At 54.9% G+C, this 13,282-nt stretch carries 9 protein-coding genes; 8 read left to right on the top strand and 1 reads right to left on the bottom strand.

Annotation, left to right across the window (positions count from 1 at the left end; all coding sequences use genetic code 11):
• The first annotated feature begins 211 nt into the window (after nucleotides 1-211).
• From LWL52_RS14725 to LWL52_RS14715, 3 genes are all read left to right on the top strand, one after another.
• Nucleotides 212-2,296, top strand: coding sequence for a GDSL-type esterase/lipase family protein (locus LWL52_RS14725; RefSeq protein ID WP_242921227.1), 2,085 nt, complete (start codon nucleotides 212-214; stop codon nucleotides 2,294-2,296).
• Nucleotides 2,297-2,309: 13 nt separating this feature from the next.
• Nucleotides 2,310-3,497, top strand: coding sequence for an AGE family epimerase/isomerase (locus tag LWL52_RS14720; RefSeq protein WP_242921225.1), 1,188 nt, complete (start codon nucleotides 2,310-2,312; stop codon nucleotides 3,495-3,497).
• Between the two features lie 732 nt (nucleotides 3,498-4,229).
• Complete coding sequence (locus LWL52_RS14715) at nucleotides 4,230-5,408, top strand: sialidase family protein (RefSeq protein ID WP_242921223.1); 1,179 nt, start codon at nucleotides 4,230-4,232, stop codon at nucleotides 5,406-5,408.
• On the opposite strand, the gene LWL52_RS14710 is transcribed toward LWL52_RS14715, so the two are convergent.
• Nucleotides 5,371-5,712 carry a hypothetical protein gene (locus LWL52_RS14710; protein ID WP_242921221.1) on the bottom strand — a complete coding sequence of 114 codons (342 nt, stop codon included), beginning with the start codon at nucleotides 5,710-5,712 and terminating at the stop codon, nucleotides 5,371-5,373. The genes LWL52_RS14715 and LWL52_RS14710 overlap by 38 nt on opposite strands.
• Before the next feature lie 88 nt (nucleotides 5,713-5,800).
• Here LWL52_RS14710 and LWL52_RS14705 point away from each other — a divergent pair, with 88 nt between their 5' ends.
• The 5 genes from LWL52_RS14705 to LWL52_RS14685 all read left to right on the top strand — a co-directional run bounded on the left by LWL52_RS14705 (nucleotide 5,801) and on the right by LWL52_RS14685 (nucleotide 13,139).
• Entirely contained in the window at nucleotides 5,801-7,486 is a 1,686-nt protein-coding gene (locus tag LWL52_RS14705; RefSeq protein ID WP_242921218.1) for a DUF4091 domain-containing protein, read from the top strand.
• A gap of 186 nt (nucleotides 7,487-7,672) precedes the next feature.
• Complete coding sequence (locus LWL52_RS14700; protein ID WP_242921216.1) at nucleotides 7,673-8,854, top strand: glycoside hydrolase family 27 protein; 1,182 nt, start codon at nucleotides 7,673-7,675, stop codon at nucleotides 8,852-8,854.
• Between the two features lie 65 nt (nucleotides 8,855-8,919).
• Complete coding sequence (locus tag LWL52_RS14695) at nucleotides 8,920-10,860, top strand: peptide-N-glycosidase F-related protein (protein WP_242921214.1); 1,941 nt, start codon at nucleotides 8,920-8,922, stop codon at nucleotides 10,858-10,860.
• A 108-nt stretch (nucleotides 10,861-10,968) separates the two neighbouring features.
• Nucleotides 10,969-12,315, top strand: coding sequence for an alpha-L-fucosidase (locus LWL52_RS14690; RefSeq protein WP_242921212.1), 1,347 nt, complete (start codon nucleotides 10,969-10,971; stop codon nucleotides 12,313-12,315).
• 188 nt (nucleotides 12,316-12,503) lie between these two features.
• Entirely contained in the window at nucleotides 12,504-13,139 is a 636-nt protein-coding gene (locus LWL52_RS14685; protein ID WP_242921210.1) for an RNA polymerase sigma factor, read from the top strand.
• The last annotated feature ends 143 nt before the right edge of the window (nucleotides 13,140-13,282 follow it).

Genomic DNA, 13,282 nt, shown 5'->3' with positions numbered 1-13,282 from the left:
CAGGCATCAGATGATGCTGATGCCTGTGTTTGCCTTTACGAAGCACAAAGTATAATACATTGGCTCAAAGATCTTCCCTCAAAAAGGGCAGGAAACGAGCGATACGAATAGAGATAAGTAGAATAAAAAAGTATAAATGCGCGTCTCCCTTCATCTTCCCTTGAATCCTTTAGCGATTAACCCTTTTTGCGCTTCCTTTTGGCTGCCTGGTGTGAGGCGATTCTTTATACTTGTCTTGCTGGGTATACTTGTTTCCCTGCCCGGCCTGGCGCAGCCGAAGGTGCTGAAAGTAGCCTGCATCGGCAATTCCGTTACCTATGGGTATGGTATCGAGAACCGCGAACAGAACGCGTATCCGGCGCAGTTGCAAAAGCTGCTCGGGGAAAAGTATGAAGTCGCTAATTTTGGGTTGAGCGGCGCGACGCTGCTGGAGAAAGGGCACCGGCCTTACAATCAGACGCAGCAGTACAAAGAGGCACTGGCCTACAAGCCCGATATTGCCATCATCCACCTCGGCCTCAACGACACCGACCCGCGCAACTGGCCCAACTACCGCGACGAATTTGCCGGCAACTATGCTGCCATCATCGATACGTTGCGTGCCGTCAACCCCGCTGTGCAGGTTTACATTTGCCGGCTGACGCCCATTTTCTCCGGGCACCCGCGCTTCCAGTCCGGTACCCGGGAGTGGTTCTGGCAGATTCAATCCCTCATACCTGTGATCGCCCGGAGCAAACAGACCGGTTTGATCGATCTGCATACTCCCCTTTACCGCCGCCCCGATCTGTTTCCGGATAACCTGCACCCTACCAAAGAAGGCGCGACCATACTGGCTAGCACCATTTACTCAGCCATTACGGGCAAGTATGGCGGGCTGCAACTGGCCCCGGTTTTTGCAGACCACATGGTGCTGCAGCAGAAAATGCCGCTGCCGGTGCAGGGCGTGGCCGATACAGGAGAAGAAGTGACTGTGCTCTTTGGAAATGAAAAACGAAAAGCCACAGTCGGTGCCGACGGCAAGTGGCAGGTGCTACTTCCGCCGCAGAAAGCAGGCGGACCTTACGTAATGCAGGTTTCCACGGCAAATAAAAACATACGCATCCAAGATATCCTGGTAGGGGAAGTATGGCTGTGTTCGGGCCAGTCCAATATGGCATTTCCGCTGAAAGCTTCTGTGCACACGGGTGCCGAGATGCGGCAGGCGCAGCAGGCGTCTTCCATCCGTTTGCTGAAAATGAAGCCATTGGCTGAAACCAACGACGTGGCCTGGGATTCCGCCACGTTGAAAAAAGTAAACCAACTGGAGTACTTTTCCGGCACCTGGCAGCGCGGCGACTCTGCCGCGGCAAAAGACTTTTCGGCCGTTGCCTATTATTTCGGGAAGCAATTGCAGGAGCAACTGGGCGTACCGGTCGGGCTGATCGAAGTGGCTGTGGGCGGCTCGGGCACCGAGTCCTGGATCGACCGATCTACGCTCGAGCATCATCCGCAATTGGTGAACATGCTGCCCAATTGGTATACCTCCGATTTCCTGATGCCCTGGGTGCGGGAGCGGGCGGCCAAAAATATGGGAAGTGCAAAACCAGGCAGTCAGAGCCATCCTTACCAACCTGCCTATAACTACGAGGCGGGCATTGCGCCGCTTACGTCCTTTCCTATCAAAGGCGTTATCTGGTACCAGGGAGAAAGCAATGCCCACAACATCGAGCTGCACGAAACACTGTTCAAAACACTGGTCAGCAGCTGGCGCAACAGGTGGGGTTATGAGTTGCCATTTTATTACGTGCAGCTCTCCAGCATCAACCGTCCCAGCTGGCCGTATTTCCGCGACAGCCAGCGCCGGATGCTGGCAGAAATACCGAACACCGGCATGGCCGTCAGCAGCGATCTGGGAGATGCGAGTGATGTGCATCCGAGGCAAAAAAGACAGGTAGGAGAGCGGCTGGCCGCCTGGGCGCTGGCAAAAACCTATAACAAGCGCATTCCCTACAGCAGTCCTATGTTGAAAACTGTAACGGTATCAGGCAACAATGCCATCTGTACCTTCGGGTTCGGCAAAGGCCTGCAGACCAGCGACGGCCAGCCCCTTCGCGGCTTTGAAGTGGCGGGCAGCGACCTGATTTTCAGGAGTGCAAAAGCTGAGATCCGGGGCGGCAAAGTGATTGTTTCTTCAGATCAGGTGCCGGAGCCCAGGTATGTGCGCTATGCCTGGCAACCGTACACCACGGCCAACCTGGTGAACAAAGCCGGTTTCCCTGCTTCTACTTTCACAAGCTATACTATCCAAAGCGAATAAGTTTTTCTTTCATATGACTTCGAATAATTCCTCATTAGACTACTACAAAGGCTTTTACAAGCGTCAGCTCCTGGAAGACACGGTGCCCTTCTGGTTTCCGCGCTCCATCGACGAAGAATACGGCGGCTACCTGCTCATGCGCGACGCAGACGGCAGCCTGCTCGACGACGACAAAGCCGTTTGGATACAGGGCCGCGCTGCCTGGCTGCTCTCCACGCTTTACAACACCGTGGAACAAAAGCCCGAGTGGCTGGAAGGTGCCAAAAAGGGAATTGATTTTCTGCGCCAGCACTGCTTCGACGAAGACGGCCGCATGTTTTTCCACGTGACACGCGATGGCCAGCCCATCCGCAAGCGCCGTTATTTCTTCTCCGAGACTTTTGCCGTGATCGCCTTTGCCGCTTACGCCAAAGCCAGCGGCGACGAAGAAGTGGCCGCCGAAGCCCGCAGGCTTTTCGGCAAGTGCATCGAGTACGCCACCACGCCCGGTCTGTTGCCGGCCAAATTTACCGGCACGCGCCCGGCCAAAGGGATTGGCGTGCCGATGATTTTGATGAACACAGCCCAGCAGCTGCGCGACACCATCGGCGATGAGCGTTGCGACGAGTGGATCTCCAGATGGATCGACGAGATTGAACGCGACTTTGTGAAGGACGATATCCGCTGCGTGATGGAGCAGGTGGCTCTGGATGGCAGCATCATCGACCATACTGACGGCCGGACCCTGAACCCGGGCCACGCCATCGAAGGCGCCTGGTTTATACTTCATGAAGCCCGCTACCGCAACAACGACCCGCGCCTGATCGACCTGGGCTGCCGCATGCTCGACTACATGTGGGAGCGGGGCTGGGACAAAGAACACGGCGGCATTTTATACTTCCGGGATGTGTACGGCAAACCCGTGCAGGAGTACTGGCACGACATGAAGTTCTGGTGGCCGCAGAACGAAACCATCATTGCCACGCTGCTGGCCTACCTGATGACCGGCAACGAGAAATATGCCGATTGGCACCAGCAGGTGCACGAGTATGCCTACAGCCACTTCCACGACAAGGAGAACGGTGAGTGGTACGGCTACCTGCACCGCGATGGCCGCCTGTCGAATACGGCCAAAGGCAATATGTTCAAAGGCCCGTTCCATTTGCCGCGCCAGGAATGGTACTGCTGGCAGATACTGGAAAGTTTTGGGAGCGGGAAGTAGGGTGGAAGTATAGCGACAGCAAGCGGCGGTTCTGAAAGCTGCAGGTTTATACTTCGCGCGGGGCAGGGCTATTTTGCAAAAGTATACTTTACGCTAACAAATGCTAGATTACTGGTGGCCGGTCGAAGTATGTTATGCGGAATTTGGTAATTATACTTTTATAGTGATCGGAGCAAAGAACTTACCCAGTTTTTCCAGGAGGCGCCTCGAGAGTTTCCGGTGCCGCGGGAGCGGCAGCCGTTAGGCAGGAAAGGAAAAGAGGGCCCCTACCCCCAGCAGCGCCGAGTGGGAAAACGAGTCCTCGCGGACTTGGAGCGCACGAACGGCAACTATGAAAGTATAGATTTGCAAGACTGAGGATGGAAGGTGGCTACGCGAGCAGGAGGCAAGTATAAGTTATGCTGGAAGTATAGCGGAAGTACCTATTTATACTTTGCCTGTTGATCCAACCACCCCTACACCTCCTTGTCTAAGGAGGGGAACTCAGGCTTAGTTATACTAAAAAGTATGCGTGCTTTAGCTGAAGTATAAATCAACCATACTTATACTTGGCCGGTAGCTAAAGTTTCACTTCCCTTCTCACAAGATCCTTCCAGGATGACAAATGTGAAGAGAAAGAATCTGCTTACACGTATGCTGCTGCGACAAACTATACTAGAACATAACTTACAACAACTCATTACACCGCACTTTAAACACAATTACTTACCTCACTATTCTTACAAAACGCTTATGATTCGCTTACTCTTTGCTTGCTCTTTTCTCCTCACTTCCCTCTTCGCCAAGGCCCAGCTAACGGACGTGCCTGTTTTTGTTTCCGGGCAGGAGGGACATAAATCGTATCGCATACCCGGCATAATTGGCCTGCCCAACGGCGAGCTGCTGGCCTTTGCTGAAGGCCGCGTGCACGGCGCAGCCGACTTTGGCGACGTGAACATTGTGATGAAACGCAGCACCGACAATGGCAAGACCTGGCAGCCCCTGCAGACGGTGGTAGACTATGACACGCTGCAGGCCGGCAACGCTGCACCTGTGGTAGACCTGACTGACCCGGCTTATCCGAAGGGCCGCATCTTTTTATTTTACAACACCGGCAATGCGCACGAGTACGAAGTACGCAAAGGAAACGGCCTTCGGGAAGTATGGTACGTCACCTCTGTGGATAACGGCAAGTCCTGGTCCAGTCCGGTGAATATTACCACGCAGGTGCACCGCCCGAACATGCCCAAAGCCAACCCGGCCTATGCGTTTAAGGAAGACTGGCGCTCTTACGCCAATACCCCCGGCCATGCCCTGCAGTTTAGCGAAGGCAAGTATAAAGGCCGCATCTTTGTTGCTGCCAACCACTCGGCGGGCCCGCCCAAGCAGAATTTCGAGGATTATGCCGCCCACGGCTTTTACACCGACGATCACGGCAAGACTTTCCGCTTAAGTGAGACCGTTCCGGAAACAGGGAGCAACGAAGCTACTGCTGCGCCGCTGACAGGGGGCCGGCTGATGCTGAACGCCCGCAACCAGCAGGGCGATGTACGCGCCCGGATCGTGAGCATTAGCAGCGACGGTGGCGCTACCTGGGATACTACCTATTTCGACCACCAGCTGCCCGATCCGGTAAACGAGGGAAGTTTGCTCCGCATTGGCACGGGAAAAGGCAAAGCCATACTTGCTTTTAGCAACGCCGCCGATCCGCAGCGCCGCGACAACCTGACCCTGCGCCTGAGCTACGACGAAGGAAAAACATGGCCCCGGCAGTACCTCATCGCCAAAAGCCCGGACAATGAGCAAGACTACGCCGCCTACTCCGATCTGGTGAAGGTCGGAAAAGATAAGATCGGCATCCTGTATGAGAAAAACGGCTACCGACAGATCGTGTTCACGGTGGTGCCGGTGGCGCTGAAAGTAAAAAAGTAACAGCTGGCTTTTCCCACTGCCGCAGCGGATCTGCGGCAGTGGGAAAACACCCCTGGCCACAGCAGGGCAGGTGGTAACGTACCAATAGGGCGTGATCGGGAAAACGGCTTTGCAGGGCCTGCAGGGCAGGTGATCGGAGTTGCGCCATCGAAATATTAAAGCAAAACAATTTGCGTTTACGAACACATTGGTTAAATTTCAGCATTGAGAAACCAAAGCCTTCGGGAAACGCAGGCGGCGTGCCTCCGGCAAAAGCCGGGATAATGCCGCCCGTGAGCAGGATTGTGACGGCAGTGTGAAGCATGGGTTTGTTTCTCAGGAGGGAATGCTGCACGGCACCATTGCCTCCTGTTTATACTTTAAAGCGGCTGTACACGCATCCTTTTAACGCCATGCCCATGAGGTACTTTCTGGTCCTGATCCTGCTTCTTTTGAAGGGCGCCCTGCCTGCACATGCGCAGATAACCCCTGTGCAGCCGCTGGTGCGGGTGAGTTTTGCCAGCAGCGATACCCGGTTTTCGCAGGACCAGGCACCGCAGGTGCCGCAGCAAAACAAGTGGGAGGCAACAGCCTGGAAAGGCGAGAAAGTGCAGACGCAGCTCCTTGTCTGGACCAAGCGCGATATCGGGCAGCTCCGCGTAAAAATCAGTGACCTGACCAGCGGAAAAGGCAACCGCATCGGCGCGGACAATGGCAAGGCCGGTTTTGTGCGCTACGTGCTCACCGATGAATTTGGCGAAGGTTGCGGCCACCGCAAAACAACAGATTTCGATTCCTCCTTGGTTGCCGATCCCATCGATACAGTTACAAGTATAGCCGTGCAGAAAAATACGCTGCAGCCCGTGTGGCTAAGTATACAAGTGCCAGCCAACACCCCTGCCGGCAAGTATAAGGGGGTAGTTACGGTTCAGGCAGATAAGCCTTATACCTTGCAGGTTGCGTTAACAGTGCAGAACCGGGTATTGCCGCCAGCCAGCCAGTGGGCCTTTGACCTGGACTTATGGCAGCATCCGGCGGCTATTGCCCGCGTGCATGGGGTGCCGTTGTGGAGCCCGGAGCATTACCGGTATATGCAACCCTACTATGAAATGCTGGCGGCTGCCGGGCAGAAAAGTATCACCACCAGCATTATAGACGAACCCTGGAACCACCAGACCTATGATGACTTTCCGGGCCTGATCAAATGGATCAAGCAAAAAGACGGTACCTGGACGTATGATTACAGCCTTTTTGATGCGTATGTGGCGTTTGTGATGCGCTGCGGCATTAAAGAGCGGATCAACTGCTACACGATGATACCCTGGAAACTGTCGTTCCCCTACTATGACGCTGGTTCAGGTAAAGATGCCGTGCTGGTGGCCAAACCCGGCTCAGCCGAATACAACGCCTTCTGGGCAAGTATGCTCAAAGACTTTGCCCGCCACCTGAAGCAGAAAGGCTGGTTCGGGATAACGAGTATTTCGATGGATGAACGGCCCATGCCCGACATGCAGGCGGTGATCGAACTTTTGAAGAGCGTGGACCCGGGCTGGAAAATTACGATGGCCGGCGATTATCATCCCGAAATAGAGCCTGAAATTTTTGATTACAGCCTGGCTGTGAACTGGACCTTTGATGCCGAAGCGCTGAAGCGGCGCAAGGCCCAGGAAAAGCCGAGCACCTTTTATACCAGTTGTTCCCATGCCTTACCCAACGCATTTACGTTTTCGCCGCCTGCCGAGCAGGCCTGGTTGGGCTGGTACGCGGCCAGCAAAGGGTTTACCGGCTACCTGCGCTGGGCCTACAACAGCTGGGTGCAGCATCCTGCGCAGGACAGCCGCTTCAGGACCTGGCCCGCAGGCGATACCTACCAGGTATACCCCGGCCCGATGAGCTCTATCCGCTTCGAAAAATTAAAAGAAGGCATTCAGGATTTTGAGAAAATACGCTTGCTCCGCGAGGAGTTCCGGCAGAAAGGCGACCAGCAGAAGCTCGGAGAGCTGGACAGGATACTGGCCGCTTTTGAATTACCGGTACTGGAAAAAAAGGGTGCGGCAGCAACGGTGCAGCAAGCGAAAGCTGCCCTGAACAAGCTCTAAGCAAATACCCGGAGAGCAACATCCCGGCAGATGCCTTATTTTAAATATTTTTATCCCAAAGTATAAGCAAGGGTGCTTGCTTAAAAGAGAAGACGGCGTATCATGATTTACCGAACCTGTATTTTATTATTGGCTATAGGCTTAACTTTTTGCCAAAGTCCGAGGAGTAAACTGGCCACGGGCGCAGTGCAACCGGAAAGTAGCCCCGGGAAAACAGCCCGTAGCCGCCCGCAAACGCCCATTATGGGCTGGTCGAGCTGGAACAATTTCCATGTCAACATCAACGAGGACATCATCAAAGCACAGGCCGATCATATGGTTTCGTCGGGCATGCAGGCGGCGGGCTATACGTATATCAACATCGACGACGGCTTTTTTGGCGGGCGCGACGCGGCGGGTAATCTGCTGGCGCATCCGGTCCGGTTCCCCGGTGGCATGAAAGCCCTGAGCGACTACATTCATGCAAAAGGACTCCTTGCCGGCATCTACTCTGACGCCGGCATCAACACCTGCGCCTCTTACTGGGACAAAGACACAGTCGGCGTGGGCATGGGCCTGCGCGGGCACGAGGCGCAGGATATGCGACGGCTGCTGCAGGAGTGGAACTACGATTTCATTAAGGTAGACTGGTGCGGCGGCGACTGGCTTGGGCTGGACGAACAGACGCAGTATACGCTTATCGGCAACCTGATCCGGCAGATCCGTCCGGATGTGGTCTATAACGTTTGCCGCTGGAAGTTTCCGGGCCAGTGGGTGGTGCCCCTGGCAGACTCCTGGCGTGTTTCAGGCGATATTGACAATACCTTTGCCTCCGTGATGCACATTGTGGACCTGAACGCGGACCTCTGGAAATACGCCTCGCCGGGCCATGTAAATGATATGGACATGCTGCAGGTAGGCCGGGGCATGAGTTACGAGGAAGACAAAACGCACTTTTCGATGTGGTGCATGCTCAGTTCCCCGCTGCTGCTGGGCAACGACCTTCGCAGCATGACACCCGAAACCATCGGCATCCTGACAAACAAAGAATTGATCGCCCTTAACCAGGACCGGCTCGTGTACCAGGCCCGGCGGCTCTACGACAACGGCGACCTGGAAGTATGGGCAAAGCCCCTTCAGTCTACCATGAGCGGAGAGGTGGCCGTTGCCCTGCTCAACCGGTCCGCTAAAGCAGCCGCCATCACCTTCCGCCCGGATTCTGTGGGGCTAGATGCGGCGAAAGGCTACACCCTGCGCGATCTGTGGGAGAAGAAGGCGTATGGCACCTCAACAAAAAAAGAAGTTGGTTTTAATGTACCGGCCCACGGCGTAGTCGTGCTGAAGCTGGTGGGCACTTCTAAACCTTACAACGTTTTCCAATATAAATAACAACCGCTTAGGACAGGTGCTTTGCCCGTGCGCCAGGCACCTGTATTATTTTATACTTCCCTATCATGAACAGTACCTTTTACAGAAACATGCTGGCCTCCTTCCTGGTGGCTATACTTGCGTTTTTTTCTACAGCCACCTACGCCGCCGACACGCTGCACGTGGTAACGCACAACCGCGTAACCGTGGTAACCGACCCGGCCAAAGGCACCAACACCTATAAAGCTTGGGGCAAGTTCCCATCTGCCAAAGAAGCTATTAGAAGTATAAAACTGCGCGTGCGTTTTGCCTGTCCGGATAGTATGCGCTGCGCCGACTGGGATTATAAAGATCATATTACCATCCGCCGCACGGGCGGTGCCAAAGGAGTTTCGCAGGACTATGAGATCGGCCGGATGCTGACGCCCTACGGCGGCGCGTTTGGCAAAGACTGGAAGTTTGACTGGGAAGTAGACGTCACGGATTTCAGCATGCTGCTGCGAGACAGTGTGGAGATCGAGTACAACCACACCGGCTGGGAACCCAACAAAGATCGCGGCTGGAGCGTTACGCTGGACTTTGAGATCGTGAAAGGCCGCCCGGCCTGGGAGCCTGTCAGTATCCGGAAGATCTACGACGGCACCTTCAGCTACGGCGACAGCACCAACAGCATCGAAAATGCTCTGAAGCCGGTTACATTTGCGGCAGCCAGCCAGGCGGCTTTTGCCCGGCTGCGCGTGGTGCAGACCGGCCACGGCATGGATGAGCCCGATGGCTGCGGCGAGTTTTGTAACAAGTACCGGGAACTGTGGTACGACGGCAAAATGATAGACAAGCGCGACATTTGGAAGCGCTGCGGCGATAATCCGTTGTACCCGCAGGCTGGTACCTGGGTGTATGACCGCGCCAACTGGTGCCCTGGAAACCTCATGCAGCCCGACCTTTATAACCTGCCTGTCCGGGCCGGCGGGCAGCACACCATCGACCTTAACATGCAGCCGTATGTTCCTTCTTCTAATCCCAGTGCCACCGAGGTGATCACGGCTTACCTGGTGCAGTATAAAAAAGCTGCGGCTGCAAACGATGTGGCACTGGAAGCTATTGTCAGGCCTTCTCTGGAAGATGCTTACAGCCGCCGGAATCCTGCGGCCCTGCAACCGGAGATTGTGGTGAAAAATATGGGCTCGGCGCCTGTCAGAAGTATAAATATCCGTTACGGTGTAAAGGGCGCCGCCCGTAGCAAGTATAACTGGAAAGGCACCCTGGCGCCCGGCGCTTCTGCCGTGATTGCCCTGCCGGGTATTATCAACGGGAAAACCGGCCTGAATGCCTTTGAAGTGGAATTGCTGCAGCCCAATGGCAAACGCGATGCCTATACAGCCGATAATAAAAGAAGCAGCCGGTTTAAAGCGGTTCCAAAGCACGGGGGCGACATCATCATCTCGCTGCTGACAAACGAGCAGCCGGCGCAAAACAGCTTCGCGCTCATCGACGGCAACGGCAAAGTATACCACGAAAGGGCGCTCGGCTCGCTGAAAACCAATACCCTTTACCGCGATACGCTGCACCTGCCCGCCGGCAGGTACCAGTTCATGGTACTCGATTCAGCGGGCGACGGGCTGGAGTTCTGGGCCAACCCCAAAGGCGGGCGCGGCAAAGTGCGTTTGCTTAACACGGCAGGCGCCATGCTGAAGGATTTCGAATCGGATTTCGGCTCCTCGCTATACTATGATTTTGAGGTGGGGCAGCCTGTAACGCCCATTGCGCAGCAAAGCTCTATTAGCTTGTACCCCACGCGCACCAACGACAAAACGACGCTTGATTATTACGCCAACTTTCCGGAGGACGTGGTTGTGCAGTTGGTTGCCGATCCGGGCGACGCCGTGGTGGAAGAGCACCGTTACCCACATTTAAAAGAAGGGGTGTTTACCTATGATCTGAGCCGTTTTCCGAAAGGCCGTTTCTTCCTGAAAGTGCTCGTGAACGGACAGGAGAAATTTAAAAAACGCATCCGCCTAAAAGAATAATAAAGGAAAGCGAAGTATAACAGCAGCAGGCGCGGGCAGAAATAGCTTGTAAAGCGGGCTAATGGAAAATGTTTGATGCCGGCCTGGAAGTATAAAACAACGATGAACATGATACAGCGATACAGCCGATTAATTTTAGCAGCACTGGCACTCAGTATGGCCGCCTTTATGCCCGCCCGGGCACAATCAAAGATCAACCCGGATTCCATCCGCGATAAAATGCAATGGTTTGCCGACGCCAAACTGGGCATCTTTATCCACTGGGGCATCTATGCCGTGGACGGCATCGATGAAAGCTGGAGTTTTCATAACAGGAAGATCAGCTACCCCAATTATATGAAGCAGCTCAAAGGCTTCACGGCTTCCAACTATGATCCGGAAGCCTGGGCGGCCCTGATCAAAGAGAGCGGCGCCCGCTATGCCGTGATCACGACCAAGCACCACGACGGGGTAGCGCTGTGGCCCACCAAACAAAAGCACTATAGCGTGGTGAAAAATACACCGGCCCGCCGCGACCTGCTTGCGCCGTTTTACAAGGCCCTGGACAAGCAGGGGATAAAGCGCGGGGCTTACTATTCGCTCATCGACTGGAGCCACCCGGACTACCCGGGCTTCTTAAAAGACAGCGCCCGCTACAAGATCAGCGACAGCCCTAAGCGCTGGCAGAAGTTCCTGGCCTTTAACCAGGCGCAGATAAACGAGGTGAACAAAGCCTACAAGCCCGATTTGTGGTGGTTTGATGGCGACTGGGAGCATAGCGCCACAGAATGGAACGCCCCCGGCATCCGCCAGAGCATCCTTAGCCGCAAGCCCGGCGCCATCATCAACGGCCGCCTAACAGGCTACGGCGACTACGATACGCCCGAACAGAATTTTCCGGTAACACGCCCCCATTATAACTGGTGGGAGTTGTGCATGACCATCAATAATAACTGGGGGTACCAGCCACAGGACACAGCCTGGAAAACGCCTTACGAGGTGATCACCATCTTCGCAGATGCCATTAGTAACGGCGGTAACCTGCTGCTCGACATCGGCGCCAAGCAGGACGGCACTATCCCGCCCGAGGAGGTGCATGTGCTGAAGGAGCTGGGTAAATGGAACAAAAAGCACGAAGAGGCGATCTTCGGCACCTTGGCCGGGCTGCCGCAGGGCCACTTCTATGGCCCTTCCACGCTCTCCAAAGACTCTGCTACGGTGTACCTGTTTCTGCCGGGAAAAGTACAGGGGCAGGTGATGGTAAAAGGACTGAAGAACAACATCAAGAACATCCGAGTGGTAGGCACGTCCCAAACGGTGCCGCACAAGATCGTGGGCAAGATCTCGTGGAGCCCGGTGCCGGGCCTGGTCTACATCAGCGTGCCCGAGCAGGCGCAGGATACCTATATGTCGGTGTTGGCCGTGGAGCTGGATAAGCCGCTGGAGCTTTACAAAGGGCAGGGTGGTTTAAACTAACGCCGCAACTCCTGTATCCAGGTAAGTACCAGCTTAGTCCGGTTGCCATACATTCTTCCACAGCAAATAAAAAAGAATTAAACTGGTTCTTTGAAGTTGATCAGACTATGTATAGCTTTATGTCTTACATAAAGATAAATATAAATTTTTGGTTCTGTTTGGTTAGGTGGAAAGGATAAAGGAGTAGCATGCAGAGTAAGCGCACAGATGTATGGCCCGATGAGCAACTGCTTGAACTGCTGCAAGCAGGCGATAACACTGCGTTTGAGCTGATCTACAACAAATACTGGTCTAAACTATACCTGGCAGCTTACAATGTGCTTCGCGACAGGCAGGGAGCAGAGGACGTTGTGCAGGAGGTGCTGGTGAGCCTGTGGTTTAAGCGGGAAGGGGCTGCCATCGATTCGCTGCAGGCGTATCTGTACACGGCTGTTCGTTACCAGGTTTTCAAGGCCGTCCGTTCCGGAAAGGCACGGCAGCAACTGCCGGAAGCAGCCGGGAGCATTGTAGTGGCGAACGAGGCGGAAGCCGCCCTTTGTGAACATGACCTTTACAGCCTGCTGGAGCAGGGGATTACCCGGTTGCCGGATAAGTGCCGGCAGGTATTTCTGCTGAGTCGCCGGGAGCACCTGAGCACCACCGAAATTGCGCAGCAGCTTGGCATTACCTCTAAAACTGCCGAGAACCACCTCACAATCGCGCTGCGCCGCCTGCGAACAACGCTCGGAAGCCTGCTGGTGTGGGGCGCCGTGCTGTTCGTTGCCGCAGATAAGATGCCCCCGTCTGCTTCACCGCTTCCGCAGCACGCGAGCAAAGAAATATAACCCCAATCAGGCAAGAACGAACTATAAGGCAGCTCTGCTGCGCCCTGTACCGTCACGTCTGCATCCTGGGAATCCCTTTCGTATCACTTCCTTTTGCCGCTCGTCCGGCCCCACACCTTCGGAGGCTATCTGGAATTTAGCGA

Origin of the sequence: Pontibacter liquoris, from assembly GCF_022758235.1 — a bacterium.
Classification (GTDB): Bacteria; Bacteroidota; Bacteroidia; order Cytophagales; family Hymenobacteraceae; genus Pontibacter; species Pontibacter liquoris.
Note: the sequence above shows the minus strand (reverse complement) of the source record. Positions and strands in the feature narration are given on the sequence as shown.

Excerpts from the sequence above, each read along its gene's own strand:
- LWL52_RS14695 (WP_242921214.1), top strand. The coding sequence starts at position 8,920 with ATGAACAGTACCTTTTACAGAAACATGCTGGCCTCCTTCCTGGTGGCT.
- LWL52_RS14715 (WP_242921223.1), top strand. The coding sequence starts at position 4,230 with ATGATTCGCTTACTCTTTGCTTGCTCTTTTCTCCTCACTTCCCTCTTC.
- LWL52_RS14720 (WP_242921225.1), top strand. The coding sequence starts at position 2,310 with ATGACTTCGAATAATTCCTCATTAGACTACTACAAAGGCTTTTACAAG.
- LWL52_RS14705 (WP_242921218.1), top strand. The coding sequence starts at position 5,801 with ATGCCCATGAGGTACTTTCTGGTCCTGATCCTGCTTCTTTTGAAGGGC.
- LWL52_RS14685 (WP_242921210.1), top strand. The coding sequence starts at position 12,504 with ATGCAGAGTAAGCGCACAGATGTATGGCCCGATGAGCAACTGCTTGAA.
- LWL52_RS14690 (WP_242921212.1), top strand. The coding sequence starts at position 10,969 with ATGATACAGCGATACAGCCGATTAATTTTAGCAGCACTGGCACTCAGT.
- LWL52_RS14710 (WP_242921221.1), bottom strand. The coding sequence starts at position 5,712 with ATGCTTCACACTGCCGTCACAATCCTGCTCACGGGCGGCATTATCCCG.